The organism is Pseudomonas sp. 382, assembly GCF_002759075.1.
Classification (GTDB): Bacteria; Pseudomonadota; Gammaproteobacteria; order Pseudomonadales; family Pseudomonadaceae; genus Aquipseudomonas; species Aquipseudomonas vlassakiae.
Map to the genome: position 1 here is coordinate 512,577 of NZ_PEMX01000001.1, position 24,349 is coordinate 536,925.

Sequence of the window (24,349 nt, forward strand, 5' to 3'; positions counted from 1 at the left end):
TTGTCCACAGTAATTGTCCGGAAATAGAACAATTTCAATGCCCCCATAGGCACCCGGCCGCCTTCATGATTAACTCAGTGTCCTTTCCAAACCCCCGCATAAGGATTTCGTCATGGCTCAAGTGACCCTCAAAGGCAACCCGGTTCAGGTCAACGGCACTCTGCCACAGGTCGGTGCCCAGGCCCCGGCTTTCTCCCTGGTCGGTGAAGGCCTGGCTGACAAGTCGCTGAAGGACTTCGCCGGCAAGCGCAAGGTGCTGAACATCTTCCCGAGCGTCGACACCCCGACCTGCGCCACGTCGGTTCGCAAGTTCAACGCCCAGGCCAACGACGTGGCCAACACCGTCGTCCTGTGCATCTCGGCCGACCTGCCGTTCGCCCAGGCGCGCTTCTGCGGTGCCGAAGGCCTGGACAACGTGAAGAACCTGTCCACCCTGCGTGGCGCCGAATTCCTGGAGAACTATGGCGTCGCCATCGCCGACGGCCCGCTGGCCGGCCTGGCTGCCCGCGCTGTGGTCGTACTGGATGAGAACGACAAGGTGCTGCACAGCGAGCTGGTTGGCGAGATCGCCGACGAGCCGAACTACGACGCAGCCTTGGCTGTACTGAAGTAAGGATCGCTTAGGGCAGGGTGTGCAGTATCAGCCTGTCCCGGCCTATTCGCGGGTAAACCCGCTCCCACAGGGACGGTGTATTACCTGTAGGAGCGGGTTTACCCGCGAATAGGCCGGAACAGGTGAAGGGACTCTTCAACCCATCACAGCTCAAAGCAATACCCTGTAACGGCCCGGAACCTTTTCCGGGCCGTTTTCGTTTAAAGTTCAGCCTTTTGGCAACGTCAGGCAAAGGTAAACCTCTGGTAAAGGGCCTTTGCTAAAACAGAGCCAGTGCTTATCGTTCAACCTTCCCAAGCCGCCATTTCTGAACAAGGTTCGTTCAACCCATGCAAGTGTCCAATTCCCGATCCCCTCGTCGCTGGCTCGTCGGCCTGCTGATCCTGCTGCTGGTGGCCCTGCTGGCCTGGTGGCTGTGGCCTGCGGCAACGCCTGCCCACAAAGCGGCCAGCGCGGGGCGCGGCAACAAAGGCATGGGGATGGGCATGGGCCGGCCGGGTTTCGGCGGCTCCACCGACCCGGTGCCGGTGCGTGTCGAGCCGGTGCGAGTGGGCGACTTCCCGCTCTACTACAAGGCCTTGGGCACTGTCACGGCGACCAACACGGTGAATGTGCGCAGCCGGGTGGCCGGCGAGCTGGTGAAAATCCTGTTCAAGGAGGGCCAGCAGGTCAAGGCAGGCGACCTGCTCGCGGAAATCGACCCGCGCCCTTACCGCATTGCATTGCAGCAGGCCGAAGGCACCCTGGCACAGAACCAGGCGCAACTGAAGAACGCCCAGGTCGACCTGGCGCGCTACAAGGGCCTGTATGCCCAGGACAGCATCGCCAAGCAGACCCTCGATACAGCCGAAGCTCAGGTTGCGCAATTCCAGGGGCTGGTCAAGACCAACCAGGCTCAGGTCAACGATGCCCGCCTGAACCTCGATTTCACCCAGATCCGCGCCCCGATCAACGGCCGCGTGGGCCTGCGCCAGCTCGACCTGGGCAACCTGGTGGCGGCCAACGACACCACCGCCCTGGTGGTGATCACCCAGACCGAGCCGATCAGCGTCGCCTTCACCTTGCCCGAGACCGAGCTGAACACCGTGCTTGACCGTTACCGCAGCGGCGCCAGCCTGCCGGTCGAGGCCTGGGACCGCACCGACAGCAAACTGCAGTCGACCGGCGTGCTGGGCAGCATCGACAACCAGATCGACACCACCACCGGTACCCTGAAGTTCAAAGGCCGCTTCGAGAACAAGGACCTGGCCCTGTTCCCCAATCAGTTCGTCAACGTGCGTCTGCTGGCCGACACCCTCAAGCAGGTGGTGATGGCGCCGGCCGCGGCCGTGCAGTTCGGCAACGAGGGCACCTTCGCCTACGTGGTCAATGACCAGAGCACCGTCAACATCCGCAAGCTCAAGGTTGGCGCCAGCGATGGCCAGAACAGTGTCATCCTTGAGGGCCTCAAGGCCGGTGAGCGCCTGGTGCTGGAAGGCACCGACCGCCTGCGTGAAGGGACCAAGGTCGAAGTGGTCGAAGACAGCTCGCAAGTGCCGACCACCCCCGGTCAGCACCTGCAGGGCCAGGACGCCAAGGGATCAGCCCAGAGCGATGAGGCGCCTTCCGGCAAAGCGGCAGCCAGGGCGGGCGCATGAACCTGTCACGCCTGTTCATCCTGCGCCCGGTCGCTACCACGCTGACCATGCTGGCCATCGTCCTGGCCGGGCTGATCGCCTACAAGTTGTTGCCCGTTTCCGCCTTGCCCCAGGTCGACTACCCGACCATCCGGGTCATGACCCTGTACCCGGGCGCCAGCCCACAGGTGATGACCAGTGCTGTCACCGCACCGTTGGAGCGCCAGTTCGGCCAGATGCCCGGCCTTGAGCAGATGGCATCGACCAGCTCCGGCGGCGCCTCGGTGCTGACCCTGCGCTTCAGCCTGGACATGAACATGGACGTCGCCGAGCAACAGGTGCAGGCCGCGATCAACGCCGCCAGCAACCTGTTGCCCAGCGACCTGCCTGCGCCGCCGGTATACAACAAGGTCAACCCGGCCGACACCCCGGTGCTGACCCTGGCCATTTCCAGCAAGACCATGCCGCTGCCCAAGCTCAACGACCTGGTCGACACCCGGGTGGCGCAGAAGCTCGCGCAGATCAGCGGGGTGGGCATGGTCAGCATCGCCGGCGGCCAGCGCCAGGCGGTGCGGATCAAGGTCAACGTCGACGCACTGGCGGCCAACGGCCTCAACCTCGACGATGTGCGCACCCTGATCGGCGCGTCCAACGTCAACCAGCCCAAGGGCAACTTCGACGGCCCGACCCGGGTGTCGATGCTCGACGCCAACGACCAGCTGCGCTCGCCGGAGGAATACGCCAACCTCATTCTCGCCTACAACAATGGCGCGCCGCTGCGCCTGAAGGACGTCGCCGAGATCGTCGACGGCGCCGAGAACGAACGCCTGGCTGCCTGGGCCAACCAGAACCAGGCCGTGCTGCTGAATATCCAGCGCCAGCCTGGGGCCAACGTCATCGACGTGGTCGACCGCATCAAGGCGCTGCTGCCATCGGTCACCGATAACCTGCCGGCCGGCCTCGATGTGTCGGTGCTGACCGATCGCACGCAAACCATCCGCGCTGCAGTCAAGGACGTGCAACATGAGCTGCTGATCGCCATCGTGCTGGTGGTGATGGTGACTTTCGTGTTCCTGCGCCGCTTCAGCGCCACGATCATTCCCTCGATTGCCGTACCGCTGTCGCTGATCGGCACCTTCGGCGTGATGTACCTGGCCGGCTTCTCGGTGAACAACCTGACGCTCATGGCCCTGACCATTGCCACCGGTTTCGTGGTCGACGACGCCATCGTCATGCTCGAGAACATCTCGCGCCACATCGAGGAAGGCGAAACGCCGCTGCAGGCGGCACTCAAAGGTGCCAGGCAGATCGGCTTCACCCTGATTTCGCTGACCTTCTCGTTGATCGCGGTACTGATCCCGTTGCTGTTCATGGCCGATGTGGTCGGCCGGCTGTTCCGCGAATTCGCCATCACCCTGGCGGTGGCCATCCTGATTTCCCTGGTGGTGTCGCTGACCTTGACGCCGATGATGTGCGCGCGGCTGCTCAAGCGCGAGCCAAGGGAGGAAGAGCAGGGCCGCTTCTACCGCGCCAGCGGTGCCTGGATCGACTGGATGATCGAACACTACGGCCGCGGCCTGCAGTGGGTGCTCAAGCACCAGCCGCTGACCTTGCTGGTGGCCGTGGCGACCTTGGCACTCACCGTGCTGCTGTACATGGTGGTGCCCAAGGGCTTCTTCCCGGCGCAGGACACCGGGGTGATCCAGGGTATTTCCGAAGCGCCGCAATCCACCTCGTTCGCCGCCATGAGCGAGCGCCAACAGGCGCTGAGCAAGGTGATCCTGCAAGACCCGGCGGTGCAGAGCCTGTCGTCCTACATCGGTGTCGACGGCGACAACGCCACGCTCAACAGTGGCCGCATGCTGATCAACCTCAAGCCCCACGGCGAGCGTGATGTCAGCGCCGGGGAAGTCATCAGCCGCCTGCAACCGCAGCTCGACAAGCTGGTCGGTATCCGCCTGTTCATGCAACCGGTGCAGGACCTGAGCATCGAGGACCGGGTCAGCCGCACCCAATACCAGTTCAGCCTGTCTTCACCTGACGCTGACTTGCTGGCGCAGTGGAGCGGCAAGCTGGTGCACGCCCTGCAGCAGCGCCCGGAGTTGCAGGATGTGGCCAGTGATCTGCAGGACAAGGGCCTGCAGGTGTACCTGGTGATCGACCGTGACATGGCCAGCCGCCTGGGCATCAGCGTGTCGCAGATCACCAACGCCCTGTACGATGCCTTCGGCCAGCGGCAGATTTCAACCATCTACACCCAGGCCAGCCAGTACCGCGTGGTGCTGCAGTCGCAGGACGCGGCAGTCATCGGCCCGCAGGCGCTGGAATCGATCCACGTCAAGGCCACCGATGGCGGCCAGGTGCGGCTGTCGGCACTGGCGCGGATCGAGCAGCGCCAGGCACAGCTGGCCATCTCGCACATCGGCCAGTTCCCCGCAGTGACACTGTCGTTCAACCTGGCCCAGGGGGCGTCGCTGGGCGAGGCGGTCAAGGTGATCGAGCAGGTGCAGCAGGACATCGGCATGCCGCTCGGTGTGCAAACCCGCTTCCAGGGGGCCGCCGAAGCCTTCCAGGCCTCGCTGTCGAGCACCTTGCTGCTGATCCTGGCGGCCGTGGTGACCATGTACATCGTGCTGGGCGTGCTGTACGAGAGCTACATCCACCCGGTGACCATCCTCTCGACCTTGCCGTCGGCGGCAGTCGGCGCGTTGCTGGCACTGATCCTCAGCGGCAACGACCTGGGCATGATCGCCATCATTGGCATCATCCTGCTGATCGGCATCGTCAAGAAGAACGCGATCATGATGATCGACTTTGCCCTGGAGGCCGAGCGCAACCAGGGCATGAGCCCGCGCGATGCGATTTACCAGGCGGCGCTGCTGCGCTTCCGGCCAATCCTGATGACCACCCTGGCCGCATTGTTCGGCGCCGTGCCGCTGATGCTGGCCACCGGTTCCGGTGCCGAGCTGCGCCAGCCGCTGGGCCTGGTGATGGTTGGCGGCCTGTTGGTCAGCCAGGTGCTGACGCTATTCACCACACCGGTCATCTACCTGTACTTCGACCGTCTGGCCCGCCGCTGGCGCCCGGCCGCTGACGCGCAGCAGGCCGAGGCATGAACCTGTCCGCACCGTTCATTCGCCGGCCCGTGGCTACCATGCTGCTGAGCCTGGCGATCATGCTGCTCGGTGGTGTCAGCTTCGGCTTGCTGCCGGTGGCGCCGTTGCCGCAGATGGACTTCCCGGTGATCGTCGTGCAAGCCAACCTGTCCGGGGCCAGCCCGGAGGTCATGGCCGCCACCGTGGCCACGCCGCTGGAACGCAAGCTTGGCAGCATTGCCGGCGTCACCACCCTGACCAGCAGCTCCAACCAGGGCTCGACCCGGGTGATCATCGGTTTCGAGATGGGGCGCGACATCGACGGTGCCGCACGTGAGGTGCAAGCGGCGATCAATGCCACGCGCAACCTGTTGCCCAGCGGCATGCGCAGCATGCCCACCTACAAGAAGATCAACCCGTCGCAGGCGCCGATCATGGTGCTCTCGCTGACCTCCAGCGTGCTGCAGAAGGGCCAGCTGTACGACCTGGCCGATACCATCCTGTCGCAGAGCCTGGCGCAGGTCAGCGGGGTCGGCGAAGTGCAGATCGGTGGCAGCTCGCTGCCAGCGGTGCGCATCGCCGTGGAGCCTCAGCTGCTCAACCAGTACAGCCTGTCGCTGGACGAGGTGCGCACGGCGGTCTCCAACGCCAACCAGCGCCGGCCCATGGGCTTTGTCGAGGATGCCGGGCGCAACTGGCAGGTGAGGGCCAACGACCAGCTGGAAACCGCCAAGGACTACGAGCCGATCGTGATCCGCCAGTCGAATGGCACCATCCTGCGGCTGTCGGACGTGGCCACCATTACCGATGGCGTCGAGAACCGCTACAACAGCGGCTTCTTCAACGACCAGAGCGCCGTGCTGCTGGTGGTCAACCGCCAGAGCGGCGCCAACATCATCGAAACCGTCGACCAGATCAAGGCGCAGCTGCCGGCCCTGCAGTCGTTGCTGCCGGCCAGCGTCCAGTTGAACGTGGCCATGGACCGCTCGCCCGTGATCAAGGCCACCCTGAAGGAGGCCGAGCACACGCTGCTGATTGCCGTGGTGCTGGTGATCCTGGTGGTCTACCTGTTCCTCGGCAGCTTGCGCGCCTCGCTGATCCCCAGCCTGGCAGTGCCGGTGTCGCTGGTGGGCACCTTCGCGGTGATGTACCTGTGCGGTTTTTCGCTGAACAACCTGTCGCTGATGGCGCTGATCCTTGCCACCGGGCTGGTGGTCGACGATGCCATCGTGGTGCTGGAGAACATCTCCCGGCACATCGAGGACGGCCAGCCGCCGATGCGTGCGGCGTTCCTGGGCGCCAGGGAGGTCGGCTTCACCTTGCTGTCGATGAACGTATCGCTGGTGGCGGTATTCGTCTCGATCCTGTTCATGGGCGGCATCGTGCGCAACCTGTTCCAGGAGTTCTCGGTCACCCTGGCGGCGGCCATCATCGTCTCGCTGGTGGTCTCGCTGACCCTCACGCCGATGCTCTGCGCCCGCTGGCTCCAGCCGCACCGCGCCGAGCCGACACGCCTGCAGCGCTGGAGCGACAAGGCCCACCAGCGCATGGTCGATGTCTATGACCGAAGCCTTGGCTGGGCCTTGCGCCACAGGCGCCTGACCCTGATCAGCCTGTTGGCGACCATCGGCCTGAACGTCGCCCTGTACGTGGTGGTGCCCAAGACCTTGATACCGCAACAGGACACCGGCCAGCTGATCGGCTTCATCCGTGGTGACGACGGCCTGTCGTTCAACGTGATGCAACCGAAGATGGAAATCTACCGCCGCGCCTTGCTCGCCGACCCGGCAGTGGAAAGCGTGGCCGGCTTCATCGGTGGCAACAGCGGCACCAACAACGCCATGGTGCTGGTGCGGTTGAAACCGATCAGCGAGCGCAAGCTCGACGCGCAGAAGATCATCGAGCGCCTGCGCAAGGAAATGCCCAAGGTCGCGGGAGGGCGGCTGTTCCTGATGGCCGACCAGGACCTGCAGTTGGGCGGCGGTGGCCGCGACCAGTCCTCCTCGCAATACCTGTATACCCTGCAGAGCGGCGATTTAGCGGCCCTGCGCCAGTGGTTCCCCAAGGTGGTCGCGGCACTGCGCGCATTGCCCGAGCTCACCGCCATCGATGCCCGCGACGGTTCCGGCACCCAGCAGGTGACCCTGGTGGTCGACCGTGACCAGGCCAAGCGCCTGGGCATCGACATGGACATGGTCACCGCCGTGCTGAACAACGCCTACAGCCAGCGGCAGATCTCGACCATCTACGACAGCCTCAACCAGTACCAGGTGGTGCTGGAGATCAACCCGAAATACGCCTGGGACCCGAGCACGCTGGAACAGGTGCAGGTCATCACCAGTGACGGTGCGCGGGTGCCGCTGTCGACCATCGCCCGTTACGAGAACAGCCTGGCCAACGATCGGGTCAGCCATGAAGGCCAGTTCGCCTCCGAAGACATTGCCTTCGACATTGCCGAAGGCTACAGCCCCGACCAGGCCATGGCTGCCGTGGAGCGGGAGGTTGCCAAGCTGGGCTTGCCCGAGGAAGTAATCGCCAAGCTCGGTGGCACGGCCAGTGCCTTCGCCAAGACCCAGGAAGGGCAGCCGTTCATGATCCTCGGCGCCCTGGTGCTGGTGTACCTGGTGCTGGGCATCCTCTACGAAAGCTACATCCACCCGCTGACCATCCTGTCGACCTTGCCCTCGGCTGGCGTCGGTGCCTTGCTCGCCCTGTACGCCACCGGCGGCGAGTTCAGCCTGATCTCGTTGCTGGGCCTGTTCCTGCTGATCGGCGTGGTGAAGAAGAACGCCATCCTGATGATCGACCTGGCGCTGCAGCTGGAGCGTCACCAGGGCCTGAGCCCGGAGGAGTCGATCCGCCGCGCCTGCCTGCTGCGGCTGCGGCCGATCCTGATGACTACCCTGGCCGCCATCCTGGGCGCCTTGCCGCTGCTGATCAGCCGTGCCGAAGGTGCGGAGATGCGCCAGCCGCTGGGCCTGACCATCATTGGCGGCCTGGTCGTCAGCCAGCTGCTGACCCTGTACACGACGCCGGTGGTTTACCTTTACCTGGACCGCTTGCGTCACCGATTCAACCATTGGCGCGGTGTACGCACCGACGCCGCCCTGGACACACCGCTATGAACTTCGCCCAGACCCGACTTTACCGTGCCTTGCAGCTTTTGACCCGTGGGCGGGGCTCTCGCCTGGCCGGCACCGGTCTGTGCGTGGCCATGCTCAGTGCCTGTACCCTGAGCCCGGACTACCACCGCCCGCAGCTGAGCACCCCGGCGCAGTACAAGCAGGCCGAAGGCTGGACCCAGGCCAATCCGTCCGATGCCATTGCCCGTGGCGCCTGGTGGGAAATCTACGGCGACGCCGGGTTGAATGCGCTGGTCGAGGAGCTCAACCGCAGCAACCAGACCGTCGCGCAGTCCGAAGCCCAGTATCGTCAGGCCCAGGCCCTGGTGCGCAGCAGCCGGGCGTCGCTGTTCCCCAGCCTGGACCTGAGTGCCAGCAAGAACCGCTCGGCACAAGGCACCGGCAGTTCCAGTTCGAGCCTGTCCAACAACAGCAGCGGCATCCGCAACACCTACAACGCGCAGCTCGGCGTAAGCTGGGAAGTCGACCTGTGGGGCAAGCTGCGCGAGACCCTGAACGCCAACGAGGCCAGCGCCGAAGCCAGCTTCGCCGACCTGGCCGCGATTCGCCTCAGCCAGCAGTCCGAACTGGTACAGAACTACTTGCAACTGCGGGTGATCGACGAACAGAAGCGCTTGCTCGAAGCCACCGTCGCAACCTATGAGCGCTCACTGCGGATGAACGAAAACCAGTATCGCGCTGGCGTTGCCGGCCCGGACGCGGTGGCGCAGGCGCGTACCCAGTTGAAGTCCACGCAAGCGGACCTGATCGACCTGGTCTGGCAGCGCGCACAGTTCGAGAACGCCATCGCCGTGCTGCTGGGCAAGGCCCCGGCCGAATTCTCCCTGGCTGACAGCCAGCGTATTCCGGCGCTGCCGCAGATCCCTGTAACGCTCCCGTCGCAACTGCTCGAACGCCGCCCGGATATCGCCTCGGCCGAGCGCAACGTGATGGCCGCCAACGCCAATATCGGCGTGGCCCGTGCTGCCTACTTCCCGGACTTGAGCCTGAGCATGAGCGGTGGCTATTCCAGCAGCAGCTTCAGCAACTGGATCGAACTGCCCAACCGCTACTGGTCGGTGGGGCCGCAACTTGCGATGACTTTGTTCGACGCTGGCAAGCGCAGCGCCGAGGTTGATCGCACCCGGGCGGTGTATGACCAGACCGTGGCGCAGTACCGCCAGACCGTGCTCGACGGCTTCAAGGAGGTTGAGAACTTCCTGGTGCAGTTGAAGGTGTACGCCGATGAAGCCGTGGTGCGCCAGGAAGCGCTGGACGCGGCACGCGAATCGTTGCGCCTGACCGAGAACCAGTACCGGGCGGGCCTGATCGGTTACCTCGATGTGGTCAACGTGCAGACCACCGCGCTGAGTAACGAACGCAGTGCTTTGACCCTGTTGCAGGGGCGGCTGGTGGCCAGCGTGCAACTGATTGCCGCGCTGGGCGGCGGCTGGGATGCCGAACAGGCGTTTGCCCGGCAGGACTAAGGCACGTTCATTGTAGGAGCGGCCTTGTGTCGCGAAAGGGCTGCGTAGCAGCCCCACGATGTTGGCGTTTACCCAATAACTGCTGGGGCTGCTCCGCAGCCCTTTCGCGACACAAGGCCGCTCCTGCAAGATGCGGGTCAACCGACAAATGGCAATGTGCCTTCATTCGGTGATGAAAGCGCTCTAGATCAAGCATTCCGAAATCTCGTGTCGTTCGTTGGATCCATTCCCATTCGCACAAAGCCCGTGCGTTTCGCCAAAGCTTGAGTACAATCGTCAGTTTTTTCGGGCCCCCTGTCCCGAGCTGGATTTTCCAATGCTGACCGGTACTTACTCCTCCGCGCTGGTGCTCATATCACTCTGCGTGGCCATCCTTGCTTCCTACACCGCTCTCGACCTGACTGGCCGTATCGCCACGGCCAAGGGCCGTGCCGTGCATCTGTGGATGGGCGGCGGCGCGTTGGCCATGGGCATTGGCGTCTGGTCGATGCACTTCATCGGCATGCTCGCTTTCAGCCTGCCCATCGCCCTGGGCTACGACATCGGCCTGACCGCGTTGTCCCTGCTGATTGCCGTACTATCTTCCGGTTTCGCCCTGTGGCTGGTCAGCCAGCCCAGCATGCCCAGGTTGCAGCTGGCGTTTGGCGCCCTGATCATGGGCACGGGCATCGCCTGCATGCATTACGTCGGCATGGCGGCGCTGCGCATGCTGCCCGGCATCGATTATGACCCGGCCTTGTTCGGCGCCTCGCTGGCCATCGCGGTAGGTGCCTCGGCGGCCGCGCTGTGGATTGCCTTTCGCCTGCGTCAGCACACGCCATACGTGCGCCAGATCCGCGGCCTGGCGGCGATGGTGATGGGTGTTGCGATCGTCGGCATGCACTACACCGGCATGGCGGCAGCGAACTTTCCCGAGGGCAGCTTCTGTGGTGCGTTGAGCGATGGCCTGCAGGGCGATGGCCTGGCCTATCTGGTGCTGATCACTACCTTGGCGGTGCTGGCTGTGGTGCTGCTCACCTCGGTGCTGGATGCACGCCTTGAAGCGCGAACGGCAGCGCTGGCTCATTCGCTGACCCTGGCCAACCAGGAGCTGACCCAGCTGGCCTTGCACGACACCTTGACCGGCTTGCCCAACCGCACGCTATTGTCCGACCGCATCGAGCAAGCGATTGGCAAGGTGGCGGAGCAGGGCGGCTGCTTTGCGCTGATGTTCATCGATCTGGACGGTTTCAAGCCGGTCAACGACGCTTTTGGCCACCATGTCGGCGATCTGCTGCTCAAGGCCGTCGCGGCCCGCCTGCGTGGCCACCTGCACAGCCAGGACACCCTGGCGCGGATCGGCGGTGACGAATTCGTGCTGCTGGTGGAGCTGCAAGAGCCTGAGGACGCCATGGACGTGGCGGCCAAGCAGGTCAACCTGGTGTCGCGCGCGTTCCGCGTTGCCGAGCATGACCTGCAGCTGACCGCCAGCCTGGGTATCGTGTTGTACCCCGGCAATGGCCAGGACCAGCTTGAGCTGCTGCGCAATGCCGACGCCGCCATGTACCACGCCAAGAGCGCCGGCAAGAACGGCTACAGCTTCTTCGATGCCTCGATGAACAGCAATGCGCGCCAGCAGTTGCAGCTGTTGCAGGATTTGCGTACGGCCCTGGAGCAGGGGCAGTTCCGCCTGCACTACCAGCCCAAGTTCGCCGCCCAGGCCTGCCTGCCGATCGGCGCCGAAGCCTTGCTGCGTTGGGAACACCCACAGCACGGCCTGATGCTCCCGGACCGTTTCATTGGCCTGGCGGAAAAAACCGGCCTGATCATTCCCATCGGCGAGTGGGTACTGGGTGAAGCCTGCCGACAGATGCGCCAGTGGCTCGAGCAAGGCCACAGCCAATGGCGCATGGCGGTCAACCTGTCGGCTATCCAGTTCTGCCATGCCGGCCTGGTCGACAGTGTCGCCCGCGCCCTGCAGGAAAACGGCCTGCCGGCCAACCGCCTGACCCTGGAGATCACCGAAACCACTGCCATGCACGACGCCGATGCCAGCCTGGCCGTGTTGCAACGGCTTTCCGACATGGGCGTGGACCTGTCCATCGACGACTTCGGTACGGGTTATTCGAGCCTGATGTACCTCAAGCGCTTGCCGGCCAACGAGCTGAAGATCGACCGTGGCTTCGTGCGTGACCTGGAGCAGGACAGCGATGACGCCGCGATTGTCTCGGCGATCGTCGCCCTGGGCCAGGCGCTGGGCTTGCGTATCGTGGCTGAAGGCGTGGAAACCGACCGCCAGCAGGACTTCCTGACCCGCCTGGGCTGTGATTCGCTGCAGGGCTACCTGTTGGGCCAGCCGGTGCCGGCGGAGCAGTTCATGGCAAGGTTGCAAACATTGCGCGAAGAAAGCGTCGCGGCTGTCTAGCCTGCGTCACGCAAGGCAAAGGCCGGTGCAAAAGCATCCATCTCGGCTTCCACGGCTTCGATGATGCGTTCGACATCCGCTGCGGCCATGATCGCAGTGCAGGGGATACCTGCAATGGCCAGCAGGGTCTCGCCCGTGGCCCGGTCGAACAGCCGGGCAACCATACTGCGTGGGGCATCCATGGTGGCTTCGAAGCCCAGTGGATGGAAGTGCCAGCGCATCACCTGGCAGGCGTTGGGGAACGTCATCTTGTTCATGCCAGCCTCCTTGTCCTTGCCTGGTCAGGGTGATGGGCAACCTTGCGTGGCTGCCGGGAAGGTAACCATAGCACCTGCCACAGCGCATGTTCCGTGTAAATCATGACAAATGTGCTAATGCATGACGGTGATCACAAGGTGAGCAATGGCGCCGGCGGCAAGCAGAGCGCCGTGGCTGACGCTCTCTGACGGAGGGTGGGCGAAATTGCACCGGTTTTCGAGGATCCCCGGCCGCTTTTGTTTCGGACGAATGGCCTTGGACGTAGGCTACCGTTCATTCAGCCCAGCAGGCCGGCAGCGATGTTGATGGTGAAGCCGAGAATCGCCGTGTTGAACACAAAGCCCACCAACGAATGCGCCAGCACCACCCGGCGCATGCCGCGCCCGCCGACGCCGACGTCGGAGGTTTGCACGGCAACGCTGATGGTGAACGAGAAGTAGTGGAAGTCCCAGTAATCCGGGTTGCACTCGCCGTCGGGGAAGCGCAGCGCCGGCGCATCGCGCTCGCCGGTGTAGAACAGGCGGGCGTAGTGCAGGCTGAAGATGCAACCGATCAACAGCCATGAACCGGCCACGGTCAGCCCGGTGTACAGGTAGTGCAGCGCCTGCGCGCTGCCTTGCAGGCCGCGGCTGGAAACCAGTTGCAGCGTCACGGCGGCCAGGCTGGCGATGGCGGCGATGCACACGGTGAACAGCACCAGGCCGGCGTTTTCGTCTTCGACCCGGGCGACTTTGCGCACCTTGTCGGGGGTGGCGCGGCAGGTCAGCCACAGCACCAGCAACAGATACAGCCAGACGCCCAGGTTCCAGCCCGCAAGGATGCGCTGGACGATATCGTCGGCCGGGATCAGCCAGGCGCCGAGCAGGCCGACCAGTGCGGCGATGCTCAGGCGCGGGTGAGTACGGGTCAGGCGGTGGAATACCATGGGGGCTCGCAGGTGGGGGCTTGGGCTGAACTCTAGACCACAGATCACTTGGCAAGGCGAGGGTTCGATCAAGCCGCCCGGTTTACGGTACCATTGCGCGGTTGCTTCGATTCGCTTCAGGATTCACGTTTTGTCCGACCTTTCACAAAATCCACTGCTGCAATACCTGGCCCGGCTGGCACCGTCCAGCCAGCAGACCATGCGTTACATCCTGCAGGATGCTGCCGACCGGCTTGGTTTCGTTGACTGCAACCTGGTCGATGTGCCGTGGCACCGGCTTGAGCCTGGCCATGTGATTGCGCTGGTGGCGGCATTGCGCGCCGATGGGTACGCGCCAAACAGTTCCTCGCTGTATGTCAACGCGGTACGCGGGGTGATGAACGAAGCGTGGCGCCAAGGTCTGATCGACCATGAACAGCTGTTGCGTATCCGTGAAGTCAAGCCGGCGTCGGGCAGCCGCCTGCCACCCGGGCGCAACCTGCGGCGCAGCCTGATCCGCGAACTGATGGACTTGTGCGAGGCCGACCCGCGGCCCCAGGGTGTGCGCGATGCGGCGATCATCGCCTTGCTCTACGGTACCGGCATGCGCAAGTCGGAGTCGGTGGACATCGACCTCAGCCAGGTCGACTTCGAGGCGCGCAGCCTGCAGGTCACGGGCAAGGGCAACCGGCAGCTGATCAAGTACGCCCCGGCCTGGGCTTTCGAGAAGTTGCAGGCCTGGCTGGATCTGCGCCGGGACGCGTTGCCCGAAGGGGCGTCCGACGACCCGTTCCTGTTCAACCGCATCCGCCGGGGCAACCACATCACCCGTGCACGCATCACCAAGCATGCGATCTACTACATCGCCCGCCAGCGCGGTGCCCAGGTCGGGGTGAAAATCATGCCCCATGATTTTCGCCGCGCGTTCATCACCCGGGTGATCGAGGAGCATGACCTGTCGATCGCGCAGAAGCTTGCGCACCATGCCAACATCCAGACCACGGCCGCATATGACCGGCGCGATGACAACGAGCGGCGGCGTGCGGTGGATCGCTTCGACTATTGATTCGCCTGCACCGGCCCTTTCGAGGCGTCGAACCGCCGCGAAGAGGCCCTGCAGGCTAGTGAATACTTGAAGCCAGGTCGAAGATCGGCATGTACATCAGGATCACGATCCCGCCGATCAGCAGGCCGATGAAGGTCATCAGCAGCGGCTCGAACAGTTTCACGAACCACTCCACCCAGCGGCCGATTTCCTGATCATGGAAATCCGCGCAGCGTTCGAGCATCTCCCCCAGGTTCCCCGATTGTTCCCCGGCCCGCAGCAAGCGCAGGGACACCGGAGTGACCAACTGCCCGGCCTCCAGCGCGTCCGACAACGGCAACCCTTCACCGACGCGTCGGCTGGCCTGCTCAAGGCCCTGCGCCGAAGCGCTGCCGAGCAGCCCGTGGGCCATGCCCATGGCGGTAAGGATCGGGATGCCGCCCTGCAGCAGAATGCCCAGCGAGCGGTAGAAGCGCGCCAGTTCATACATCAGCAGGCGTTGATGCAAGGCTGGCAAGCGCCGCAGTTGTCGGGAGGCACAGCGCCGCACCAGGGGGTTGCGCCGCAATATCAGCAAGGCCCCGATACCGCCGGCAACCGCCAGTGCCAGTGGCATCTGCTGGGCATGCAGGAACAGGCCGACATCCATCAGCACCCGGGACAACCAGGGCAGGTCGCTGCCCATGCCTTCGAACACCAAACTGAAGCGCGGCACCACATAGCCGAGCAGGAACAGCACCACACCACCGCCCACCAGCAAAAGCAGCAACGGGTAGACCGAAGCCCCCACCAGCTTCTGCCGAACCAGGTCCAGGCGCTGGCGATAGCCGATGTAGCGGGCCAGGGCATCGCCCAACGCGCCGGTACGCTCGCTGGACTGCACCAGCGCCACGTACAACGTCGGGAATACCCGCGGTTGCTTGGCCAACGACTGCGACAGCGAATGGCCTTCATAGAGCTGGCGTACCAGCTCGGTCAGGACCTTGCGCGTAGCGCCGACGGGGGACTTTTCCGCCAGGCTTTCCAGCGCATCGATCAGCGGCAGGCCAGCGTGCAGCAGGGTGGTCAGTTCCTGGCTGAACAGCACCAGGTCGAACGCCGCCGCACGGCGCCAGGCCAGGCCGCCCAGGGTTTTGCCCTGTCCGCGCACGCTGACCACTCGCAGCCCCTGGTTCTCGGCCTGGCGACGCGCGTGCTCGGCATCCTCGGCGTCGATCTGCAACTGCACAATGCCCTGCCTGCCGAGGGCCTTGAGGCTATAGCGCATGGCGGTTCTCCTCATTGCCAGCTGGTGATTTCGGCGTTTTCACCATCGCCGCCGGGCTGGCCGTCCTTGCCCATCGACAGCAGGTCGTATTCGCCGCCGTTTTCCCCGGGTTGGCGGTAGATGTAAGCGCGGCCCCAAGGGTCCTGCGGCACGGCCTTCTGCAAGTAGGGCCCCGACCAGTGCGCCTCGCCACTGGGGGCGGTGACCAGCGCCTGCAGGCCTTGCTCACTGCTGGGGTAATGGCCCACCTCCAGGCGATACAGGTCCAGGGCCTTGCCCAGGCCTTCGATCTGCGCCTTCGCCACCTTGGCTTCCGAGCGACCGAGCTGGCTGAAGTACTTGGGCGCGACGATACCGGCCAACAAACCGAGCACCACCAGGACCACCAGGAGTTCAAGCAGGGTGAAACCACGTTGGGGGTTGGATTTGCGCTGCATGGTGAAGCCCTCCGCTGCATGGGGACACAGGTTGCCCAGCTCCATGCAACAGCCGTGCACGTCTGTCACGGGGCCTTGCGCCATGCGTCATGGCTGGCGGCACGGTGCTTGCGTCGTAGCAGAAAAGCCCGGGTTTTCCGGGGCATTTCCCCCACATCGGGGGAGCACGGCGGGGAGGTAGCCGACATGCGTGTGGTGATCCTGGTAGTGACCTGGCTGGTGGCGGCAAGCGCCCAGGCCGACATGTACATTTCCATCGATGCCAACGGTGGTTATGTACTGAGCAACGTGCACCGGCCAGGACGCCATTACGAAAGGGTGATCAGTGAATCGCTTGCCCAGGCGGGCCCGGTCGACGCGCAGATGATCACCGGGCGACCCTATGCCGAACTGGTGGCGGCGGCGGCCCGTGATTTCGATGTGCCGCTGGCGCTGCTGCATGCCCTGATCAAGGCCGAGTCAGGCTACAACCCGACGGCCCGGTCGGCGGCCGGAGCGGTGGGGCTGATGCAACTGATGCCGGACACGGCCAGGGAGATGGGAGTGGAAAACCTTCTGGACCCCGAAGACAACGTGCAGGGCGGTGCACGCTACCTCAAGCGCATGCTGACCCTGTTCGACAACGACATTACCCTGGCCGTGGCCGCCTACAACGCCGGCCCCGATGCCGTGCGGCGGCGCGGCGCGGTCCCCCCGTACGCCGAGACCCGCCGTTACGTGCCAACCGTGTTGCGCGAATACCGCAAGCTGCAGGGGCTGGCTGATGACTCGCCACTCTGAATGGGGCTTGCGTCGCGAAAGTGGCGCAACTCGTCCTCAAGCAATGCCATGGTTACCCAACTCTGGGCTATAACCTTTGAAAGGTGCCCGGCAGTGGAGTCCGTCATGGTCATCGCCCCCCGTTCCGAAGTACTCGAGGCGCCCGCGGGCACCGAAGGCGCTGCTGCGCACCGGTCATTCAACCTGTTGCGCTGGTACGCCTGGGTGAGTTTGGCGGTCATCCTGTCTGTGGCCGCTGGCCTGGGTCTGATCTCCAGTCGCTTCATCATCGATGAAAGCATCGAGCGCGACGCCTTGCTCACCGCGCAGTTCATCACCTCGATCGCCGACGCCGAAGTGCGCCATGTGGCGATCCCCAATGTGCGCACCATGGGCGAACTGCTTGACCCACGCACCGACCGTGCGGCAATGCCCGATGTCGACCCCGAAGCGCGGCGCAAGGCTCGCGGTGAGTTCCTGGATCATATCGCCCACCTGCCGGACATGCTGCTGGCCAACATCTATGCCCCGGACCGGACGGTGATCTGGTCGACCAACCCGGCGCTGGTGGGCAAGCTGATCGAAGGCGATGGCGACCTGGACCGTGCCTTCGAATACAAGATGCGGGTCTCGGCCAGTTACCACAATTTCGAGCAGGCCCGTGCCGAGCAGAAGTTCGTGACCCCGCCGCAACAGCTGTTGATCGAAAACTACATCCCGTTGTTCGATGCCGACGGCGATACCGTCACGGCGATGGTGGAGATCTACAAGGAACCCCGAGACCTGATCGTGCGCATCGAGCACGGGCTGATTCTAATCTGGCTGGCCATCACCGTCGGTGCCGGGCTGGTCTATATCGGCCTGTACGGCATCATGCGCCGCGCCGCGCGGGTGATGGCGGTGCAGCAGAAACGCTTGATCAACAGCGAGACCTTCGTGGCCCTCGGCGAGGTGTCCTCGGCGGTGGCCCACAGCCTGCGCAACCCACTGGCCAGCATCCGTTCCAGCGCCGAGTTGGCCCAGGCCTTCGATGAAGGCCCGGCGCAACGCAACATCAATGACATCATCAGCCAGGTCGATCGCATGTCGCAGTGGATTCGTCAGTTGCTGCAATCCTTGCGGCCGCTCAATGACGAAGCGGTGCCGGTCGATTTACCCCAGGTCCTGCAGGAGAGCCTGCAGAGCTTCGCCGTGCCGCTGGCCCGCAGCGGGGTAACCCTGGACCTGCGGCCGTTACCGCCAGTGCAGGTGCTTGGCCAGCCGGCGTTGCTCGCCCAGATCTTCAACAGCCTGATCGCCAATGCCCTCGAGGCGATGGAGAACGGTGGGCGGTTGCGCATCGAGGTGGTCAAACGTGACCGGCGCAGCCTGACCCTGCGCCTTGCCGACACCGGCAAAGGCATGAGCGAGCAGCAGCAGCGTTTGGCGTTCCGGCCGTTTTTCAGCACCAAGCAAGGTGGGCTGGGTGTGGGGCTGGTACTGGTCAAACGCATCATGGAGCGCTTTGGCGGCTCGGTCCGCCTGAGCAGCAGCCAAGGCCATGGCACGCGGGTCTCGCTCGGCTTCCGGCTGGCACGCTTGTGAAGACAAATATCAAGAAATACGTGTAAGTGTTTGATCCATAAGTATTTACAGACTTATGGGTATACGGCACCCAAATGTGGGGGGTGAACCTCCAACCTAAATCAGTAATGCGGCTTAAGCTGTTGATTTATAGAGATTTGACGATTGGTTATAGGGCATGGCGAAGTTCTTGCAGTGTCCCGCAACAGGTAACGCGCGACATTGGCGGCAATAGCTACCCGGGTGGGATGGCGTCAATTTGCTACTATCGGTAGCAATGCGGTGACCACCTTCTGAACGGACTCCCTGTACGGGAACGACGCGATGCAGATGCTCGATGAAGATGTTCCCGTGAAGCCCGCTGGACTGCCTGGCAGCACCGGCTTGGCCGTACCGCTTCGCGAGTTCAACCTGCTGCGCTGGTTTTCGCTGATCAGCCTGTTGATCATCGCTTCGGTGGCTGGCGGGCTGGGCTACGTGTCGACCCGCTTCGTGGTGCGCGACAGCGTCGAGCGGGATGCCATGCTTACCGCCCAGTTCATCCAGTCCCTGGCGGTGGCCGAAGTGCGTCATTCGCAGCTCCCTCCGGGCACCACCATGGGCGAACTGCTCAACCCGCAACTGGACCAGCAGCATCTGCAGATCAGCCCGGGCCTTGTCGCGGCGACCCGGGCGGAGTTCCTCGACCACATCGAGCACTTGCCGGATACCTTGCTGGCCAATGCCTATGCCCGAGACCGCACCATCGTCTGGTCCACCAACCCCGAGCTGATCGGCAAGCGTATCGAAGACGATGGTGGCCTGAACCGCGCATTCAGCTCGCGCAAGGCGGTATCTGCCAGCTATCACAAGGTTCTAGGCGGCCGTGAAGAGCAGAAATTCCTCCGTGAACCCAAGTACCTGTTCATCGAAAACTACATCCCCTTGTTCGATAGCCAGGGCGACCAGGTCCTGGCCATGGTCGAGATCTACAAGGAGCCGCAGGACCTGGTACGGCGAATCCAGCGCGGTTACGTGCTGATCTGGGCTTCGACGCTGGTGGGTGGCGCGCTGATCTATTTCGGCCTGTTCTGGATCGTGCGCCGCGCTGCATTCATGCTGAATCAGCAGCAGAACCGGCTGGTGGCCAGCGAAACTTACGTAGCCTTGGGCGAGATGTCCAGCGCAGTGGCCCATAGCTTGCGCAACCCGCTGGCCAATATCCGCTCCAGCGCCGAGCTGGCCGAGGGAATAGCCAGCCCGCTGGCGCAGAAGAACATCAATGACATCATCTGCCAGGTCGACCGCATGTCGCGCTGGGTGCGCGAGTTGCTGGTGTCGCTGCGCCCGGCCAGCGATACCGCCGAGGCAGTGGACCTGGTGGCAGCCATTGAAGATACCCACCAGGCCTTCGCCCAGCAGATCGAGCGCAACGGCGTGCACTTCAGCTTCGAAGGGCCGCACATGCTATGGGTGGCCAGCCAGCCCCTGCAATTGACGCAGATTCTCAACAGCCTGTTTTCCAATGCCCTGGAAGCCATGCCCAAGGGCGGCGTCCTGCATGCGCAGGTCAGCGTGCAGGAGGGGCAGCGTGCGCAACTGGTGCTCAGCGACACCGGCAAGGGCATGAGCCAGCAGCAGGAAAGAATGGTGTTCAAGCCATTCTTCACGACCAAGCAGGGCGGCCTGGGTGTTGGCCTGGCCCTGGTCAAGCGGATCATGGAACGGTTTGGCGGCTCGGTCAGCCTGAGCAGCCGTGAAGAGGAAGGAACCCGCGTCAGCCTCACTTTCAATATCGCAGCGGGAGAGGACCATGGAGCACAGCATCCTGGTAGTTGAGGATGACGAAATCCTCGGCGACAACATTCGCACCTACCTGAGCCTCAAGGGCTTTGAGGTGACGCTCTGCAACAGTGCGGAGCTGGCGCTGGAACAGATCAAGCGGGCCCAGCCCGATGCGGTATTGACCGACAACTCATTGCCGGGCATGAGCGGGCACGACCTGCTACGCACCCTGGTGGAGCGGGCGCCGGACCTGAAGGTGATCATGATGACCGGGTACGGCAATGTCGAAGACGCCGTGCAGGCCATGAAAGAGGGCGCATTCCACTACCTGACCAAACCGGTGGTGCTGGCCGAACTCAAGTTGACCCTGGAAAAGGCCCTGGCGGCCGAGCGCATGGAGCGCACCTTGTCGTTCTACCAGGAGCGCGAGGCACAGAAGTCCGGGTTTCAGGCGCTGATCGGCGAATCGCCGGCGATGCTCACCCTCAAGCACACCTTGCATCAGGTGCTGGACGCCGAGCGGCGCATGGCCAGTGACGACCTGCCGCCAGTGTTGATCGAAGGCGAGACCGGGACCGGCAAGGAGCTGGTCGCCCGCGCGCTGCATTTCGACGGTTCGCGCAGCAAGGGGCCGTTCATCGAATTCAACTGCGCGTCGATCCCGGCCAATCTGCTCGAGGCCGAGCTGTTCGGCCACGAGAAGGGTGCGTTCACCGACGCCAAGGAGCGTCGTGTCGGCCTGGTGGAAGCGGCCGATGGCGGTACGCTGTTCCTCGACGAGATCGGCGAGATGGACCTGGTGCTGCAGGCCAAGCTGCTCAAGCTGCTGGAGGATCGCAGCATCCGCCGCATCGGTGCGGTCAAGGAGCGCAAGGTCGACCTACGGGTGATCAGTGCCACCAACTGCAACCTTGAACAGATGGTGCAGCAAGGCAAGTTCCGCCGTGACCTGTTCTTCCGCCTGCGCATCATCGCCCTGAAAGTGCCACGGCTATACGCCCGCGGCCAGGATGTGCTGCTGCTGGCCCGGCATTTCCTGGCGCATCACGGGCGCCGCTATGGCAAGCCGAACTTGCGCTTCAATGCCGAGGCGGAAGCCTTGATGTTGAGCTACAGCTGGCCGGGCAACGTGCGTGAATTGCGCAACATGCTGGAGCAGACCGTGTTGCTGGCGCCCAATGAAGTGATACAGGCGCATCAGCTGAACCTGTGCCTGACCTTGGTCGACGAGCCGCTGCTGGCTCAACCCACGGCGACCGTGTACGAATTGCCGCGCCATGAACCGGAGCCTGGCACCAGCCTGCCGGACATGGAGCGTGACCTGGTATGCAAGACCCTGGATCGCACTGACTGGAACGTCACCAAGTCGGCGCGGATGCTGGGGCTGTCGCGGGACATGCTGCGTTATCGCATCGAGAAGCTGGGGCTTACCCGGCCTGACAAGCGTCAGTGGTGAGGCTGGGGCCGCTTTGCGGCCCTTCGCGGGCTTGCCCGCTACCACAGGAGCCGCGCATTTTCTGAGCTCAGTGGGAGCGGGCAAGCCCGCGAAGGGCTGCAAAGCAGCCCCGATGAAAATGACTGCGCGGGACTTTATTGCTGACTACCGCCTGAATTATTTCCACCTTGCCGCCCAGTACCCTCGGAGCCACTGCCATCCATCCCCGGCAGGTCGCGGTTTTCATTCTGCCTGGCTGGCGGGCTTTCCGGGTCATTGCCCTGGATGCGCGGGTCGGTATCCCGAGGCATGGGCTTCTCGATCGGATTGAGGGTGCTGTCGACTCCCGGCTGCGGCGCCGGGTTGTGCGGGTCATCGGGGTAGGTTGGCCCGGTGCCGACCGCCAGGGCCAGCGGTGAAGTGAGCAGGGCAACCAGCAGCAGGGTTGAACGGGGCATGGCAAGCTCCTTTGCGTTGGGTAGGGCGCATACTTGCGTTGGGCCCCACCGTGCTGCTCAGGTGCCATCCCCCCGATCAGCGGTCACACCACCGTCGACAAGGCCATGATGAAGATGATGCCGACGATGGACAGGATCGTCTCCATCATGCTCCAGGTCTTGAAGGTTTCCGCCACGGTCATGTTGAAGTACTGCTTCACCAGCCAGAACCCGGCATCGTTGACGTGGGACAGGATCAGCGAGCCAGCCCCGGTAGCGAGCACCAGCAATTCGCGGTTGACCCCCGGCACCAGGTCGATCACCGGGGCGACGATGCCGGCGCCGGTGATGGTAGCCACGGTCGCAGAACCTGTGGCGATACGGATTACCGCTGCCACCAGCCATGCCAGCAGGATCGGCGAGATCTGCGCCTGCACGGCCATCTGCCCGATGACGTTGCCCACGCCGGTATCCACCAGCATCTGCTTGAAGCCGCCACCGGCGCCAACGATCAGCACGATGGCCGCTGTCGGTGCCAGGCTCTGGTCGAGCATTTTCATGATCTGCTGGCGGTTGAAGCCACGGGCCGAGCCAAAGGTGTAGAAGGCCAGCAACAGGGCGGCGAGCAGGGCGGTGATCGGGTGGCCGATCAGGTCCATCCACTGGCGCACGATGTGCTCGGCCGGCAGCACCACGTCAGCCAAGGTCTTGAGCAGCATCAGCACTACCGGCAGCAGCACGGTGATCAAGGTGACACTGAAGCTTGGCAGGTTGTTCTGGTCCGATTCCTTGGCGATCTGGTCCATCAGCTCCTGTGAGGGGCTGCCGGGAATGTAGCGGGCAATGAAGTTGCCGAACAGCGGGCCGGCGATGATCGCCGTGGGCAGCGCAACCAGCAGGCCATAGAAGATGGTCTTGCCGATGTCGGCATGGAAGATGCCGATCGCCAGCAGCGGCCCCGGGTGTGGCGGGACCAGGCCATGGACCACCGAAAGGCCGGCCAACAGCGGGATGCCGATCTTGATCAGCGACACCCCCGAGCGCCGGGCGACGATGAACACCAGGGGAATCAGCAGCACGAAGCCGATCTCGAAGAACAGCGGGATGCCCACCAGGAAGGCGGCGAACATCATCGCCCAGTGCACGTTCTTCTTGCCAAAGGCGCGGATCAGGGTCTGGGCGATCTGGTCGGCGCCACCGGAGTCGGCCATCAGCTTGCCGAGCATCGTCCCCAGGGCGAGGACGATGCCGACGAAGCCGAGCACGCCACCGAAGCCGTCCTGGAACGATTTCATGACCTTGGCCACCGGCATGCCGGAGGTCAGGCCGAGGAAGCCGGCCGCCAGAGTCAGGGCGACGAAGGGGTGGACCTTGAAATGGGTGATCAGCAGGATCAGCCCGACGATGGTGACCAGCGCGTCGAGCAGCAAGTAGGTATCTGTAGCCAGTCCGAACATGGTTTTGATGCCTCGGTCTTATCGTTGTTTTGGGCGTAGCTTCAAGTGAATTTCAGAGACAGCGCTGTCTTTGGTGGGCTGGACAACCGCCGGGTCAGGCAGTGCGCGCCAGATTCCGCTCACCGCAGGGCTTTAGCCAGGCGTCGACCGTTTCGGCGAGTACCGCAATCGGCTGAGTGGCATCCAGCGCCAGGGTCAGGGGCTCGCCACGGGGTGACTCGAGAGCGGCGAACTGGCTGTCGATCAGGCTCGCCGGCATGAAGTGGCCTGGGCGGGCGAGCACACGTTTTTCTGCCTCGGCGGGAGTCAGTTCGAGGAACACGAACACCAGTTCGGGCATCGCCGCGCGCAAGGTGTCGCGGTAACGACGCTTGAGGGCGGAGCAGGTGAGGACCGGCCGTTCGCCAGCTTTCACCGTCGCTTGCAGTTCCTGGCCCAGGCGCACCAGCCAACCGGCACGGTCATCATCGTCCAGGGGGATGCCTGCGCTCATCTTGCGGATGTTTTCGGCAGGGTGGAATGCGTCGCCTTCGATCAGGCGACCGCCGCTTCGCCTGGCAATGGCATCGCCGACGCAGCTTTTGCCGCAGCCGGCCACACCCATCACCACGATGGCGGACAGGGGAGAATTCATCAGTACCTCCTGCGGGGTGAGACAGCGCTGTCCCGTTGCAAACGAAACGCCA

At 63.9% G+C, this 24,349-nt stretch carries 18 protein-coding genes; 11 read left to right on the forward strand and 7 right to left on the reverse strand.

All coding sequences use genetic code 11. From position 1 onward, the window contains the following. The first annotated feature begins 112 nt into the window (after nucleotides 1-112). The 6 genes from tpx to CQW31_RS02680 all read left to right on the forward strand — a co-directional run bounded on the left by tpx (nucleotide 113) and on the right by CQW31_RS02680 (nucleotide 12,337). Nucleotides 113-613 (forward strand): thiol peroxidase, encoded by a 501-nt coding sequence (gene tpx / locus CQW31_RS02645; protein WP_054886591.1) that lies wholly within the window; start codon nucleotides 113-115, stop codon nucleotides 611-613. A 329-nt stretch (nucleotides 614-942) separates the two neighbouring features. Continuing rightward, entirely contained in the window at nucleotides 943-2,250 is a 1,308-nt protein-coding gene (locus CQW31_RS02655) for an MdtA/MuxA family multidrug efflux RND transporter periplasmic adaptor subunit (protein ID WP_099813665.1), read from the forward strand. After that, nucleotides 2,247-5,345, forward strand: a complete 3,099-nt coding sequence (locus CQW31_RS02660) for an MdtB/MuxB family multidrug efflux RND transporter permease subunit (RefSeq protein WP_054886589.1) — start codon at nucleotides 2,247-2,249, stop codon at nucleotides 5,343-5,345. The genes CQW31_RS02655 and CQW31_RS02660 overlap by 4 nt, the downstream gene beginning before the upstream one ends. Further along, on the forward strand, nucleotides 5,342-8,449 hold the full coding sequence (locus CQW31_RS02665) for an efflux RND transporter permease subunit (protein ID WP_099813666.1): 3,108 nt from the start codon (nucleotides 5,342-5,344) through the stop codon (nucleotides 8,447-8,449). Before CQW31_RS02660 ends, CQW31_RS02665 begins: the two co-directional genes overlap by 4 nt. Beyond that, nucleotides 8,446-9,933, forward strand: coding sequence for an efflux transporter outer membrane subunit (locus CQW31_RS02670; RefSeq protein WP_099813667.1), 1,488 nt, complete (start codon nucleotides 8,446-8,448; stop codon nucleotides 9,931-9,933). The genes CQW31_RS02665 and CQW31_RS02670 overlap by 4 nt, the downstream gene beginning before the upstream one ends. A 316-nt stretch (nucleotides 9,934-10,249) precedes the next feature. Further along, a complete protein-coding gene (locus CQW31_RS02680) occupies nucleotides 10,250-12,337 on the forward strand; it encodes a bifunctional diguanylate cyclase/phosphodiesterase (protein WP_099813669.1) in 2,088 nt (695 codons plus the stop codon). Here CQW31_RS02680 and CQW31_RS02685 read toward each other — a convergent pair. Then, nucleotides 12,334-12,594 (reverse strand): DUF1652 domain-containing protein, encoded by a 261-nt coding sequence (locus CQW31_RS02685; RefSeq protein ID WP_054886585.1) that lies wholly within the window; start codon nucleotides 12,592-12,594, stop codon nucleotides 12,334-12,336. The genes CQW31_RS02680 and CQW31_RS02685 overlap by 4 nt on opposite strands. 278 nt (nucleotides 12,595-12,872) lie before the next feature. Then, entirely contained in the window at nucleotides 12,873-13,520 is a 648-nt protein-coding gene (locus CQW31_RS02690) for a DUF1345 domain-containing protein (protein ID WP_054886584.1), read from the reverse strand. Between the two features lie 130 nt (nucleotides 13,521-13,650). Between CQW31_RS02690 and xerC the strand changes: the two genes are divergently transcribed. Further along, nucleotides 13,651-14,565, forward strand: a complete 915-nt coding sequence (gene xerC, locus CQW31_RS02695) for a tyrosine recombinase XerC (protein WP_054886583.1) — start codon at nucleotides 13,651-13,653, stop codon at nucleotides 14,563-14,565. A 55-nt stretch (nucleotides 14,566-14,620) separates the two neighbouring features. On the opposite strand, the gene CQW31_RS02700 is transcribed toward xerC, so the two are convergent. Together CQW31_RS02700 and gspG are read right to left on the reverse strand one after the other, a co-directional pair. Beyond that, complete coding sequence (locus CQW31_RS02700; protein WP_054886582.1) at nucleotides 14,621-15,811, reverse strand: type II secretion system F family protein; 1,191 nt, start codon at nucleotides 15,809-15,811, stop codon at nucleotides 14,621-14,623. A gap of 11 nt (nucleotides 15,812-15,822) precedes the next feature. Further along, nucleotides 15,823-16,248, reverse strand: a complete 426-nt coding sequence (gene gspG, locus CQW31_RS02705; RefSeq protein WP_054886602.1) for a type II secretion system major pseudopilin GspG — start codon at nucleotides 16,246-16,248, stop codon at nucleotides 15,823-15,825. A gap of 186 nt (nucleotides 16,249-16,434) precedes the next feature. Here gspG and CQW31_RS02710 point away from each other — a divergent pair, with 186 nt between their 5' ends. The 4 genes from CQW31_RS02710 (at nucleotide 16,435) to CQW31_RS02725 (ending at nucleotide 21,790) form a co-directional block, all read left to right on the forward strand. Further along, nucleotides 16,435-17,028 carry a lytic transglycosylase domain-containing protein gene (locus CQW31_RS02710; protein ID WP_054886581.1) on the forward strand — a complete coding sequence of 198 codons (594 nt, stop codon included), beginning with the start codon at nucleotides 16,435-16,437 and terminating at the stop codon, nucleotides 17,026-17,028. Between the two features lie 105 nt (nucleotides 17,029-17,133). Beyond that, a complete protein-coding gene (locus CQW31_RS02715) occupies nucleotides 17,134-18,591 on the forward strand; it encodes a HAMP domain-containing sensor histidine kinase (protein ID WP_054886580.1) in 1,458 nt (485 codons plus the stop codon). A 303-nt stretch (nucleotides 18,592-18,894) separates the two neighbouring features. Then, complete coding sequence (locus CQW31_RS02720; protein WP_054886579.1) at nucleotides 18,895-20,388, forward strand: HAMP domain-containing sensor histidine kinase; 1,494 nt, start codon at nucleotides 18,895-18,897, stop codon at nucleotides 20,386-20,388. After that, nucleotides 20,363-21,790, forward strand: a complete 1,428-nt coding sequence (locus tag CQW31_RS02725) for a sigma-54 dependent transcriptional regulator (protein WP_099813670.1) — start codon at nucleotides 20,363-20,365, stop codon at nucleotides 21,788-21,790. Before CQW31_RS02720 ends, CQW31_RS02725 begins: the two co-directional genes overlap by 26 nt. A gap of 134 nt (nucleotides 21,791-21,924) precedes the next feature. On the opposite strand, the gene CQW31_RS02730 is transcribed toward CQW31_RS02725, so the two are convergent. The 3 genes from CQW31_RS02730 to CQW31_RS02740 form a co-directional block, all read right to left on the reverse strand. Beyond that, nucleotides 21,925-22,227 carry a hypothetical protein gene (locus CQW31_RS02730; protein WP_054886577.1) on the reverse strand — a complete coding sequence of 101 codons (303 nt, stop codon included), beginning with the start codon at nucleotides 22,225-22,227 and terminating at the stop codon, nucleotides 21,925-21,927. 83 nt (nucleotides 22,228-22,310) lie between these two features. Then, a complete protein-coding gene (locus CQW31_RS02735; RefSeq protein WP_054886576.1) occupies nucleotides 22,311-23,663 on the reverse strand; it encodes a GntP family permease in 1,353 nt (450 codons plus the stop codon). Nucleotides 23,664-23,757: 94 nt separating this feature from the next. Beyond that, nucleotides 23,758-24,297 carry a gluconokinase gene (locus CQW31_RS02740; RefSeq protein ID WP_054886575.1) on the reverse strand — a complete coding sequence of 180 codons (540 nt, stop codon included), beginning with the start codon at nucleotides 24,295-24,297 and terminating at the stop codon, nucleotides 23,758-23,760. Nucleotides 24,298-24,349: the final 52 nt, after the last annotated feature.